The sequence below is a fragment of the Lagierella sp. ICN-221743 genome, from assembly GCF_037890055.1.
GTDB lineage: Bacteria > Bacillota > Clostridia > Tissierellales > Peptoniphilaceae > Mediannikoviicoccus.
This window is the reverse complement of the sequence record NZ_JBBKBD010000061.1, coordinates 1-528: the sequence shown is the minus strand read 5'-3', so window position 1 is coordinate 528 and position 528 is coordinate 1. Positions and strand designations below refer to the sequence as shown.

General features: G+C 32.0%; 1 protein-coding gene. It reads left to right on the top strand.

Annotation, left to right across the window (positions count from 1 at the left end; translation table 11 throughout):
* Positions 1-44 precede the first annotated feature (44 nt).
* On the top strand, positions 45-503 hold the full coding sequence (tnpA, locus tag WKS98_RS09950) for an IS200/IS605 family transposase (RefSeq protein ID WP_498916732.1): 459 nt from the start codon (positions 45-47) through the stop codon (positions 501-503).
* Positions 504-528: the final 25 nt, after the last annotated feature.

Genomic DNA, 528 nt, shown 5'->3' with positions numbered 1-528 from the left:
TTGCGGTCTGCCAACTGCAAAATAAAAAATCAAGGAGGTATTGAATGACATCGTTAAATGACACTCATAGTTTATCACATACTAAATGGAATTGTAAATATCATGTAGTATTTGCACCAAAATATAGAAGAAAAGAATTTTATGGATCAAAAAGACTAGAAATAGGAGCAATATTAAGAGAATTATGTAGTTGGAAAGAAGTAAATATCATAGAAGCGGAAGTTTGTCCCGATCACATTCATATGTTATTGGAGATACCACCAAAAATATCAGTATCAAGCTTCATGGGTTTTTTGAAAGGTAAAAGTAGCATAATGATATATGAAAGGTGGGGAAATTTAAAGTACAAATATAGGGGAAGACAATTTTGGTGTAGAGGATATTATGTAGATACAGCAGGAAAGAATGCAAAGAAAATAGAAGAATATATAAGAAATCAACTTAAGACAGACCAATTAAGCGAGCAGTTAACATTTGATGTAGTTGACCCTTTTAAAGGGTAGCAAGTAAAGTTTGCAAGTGGCAGAT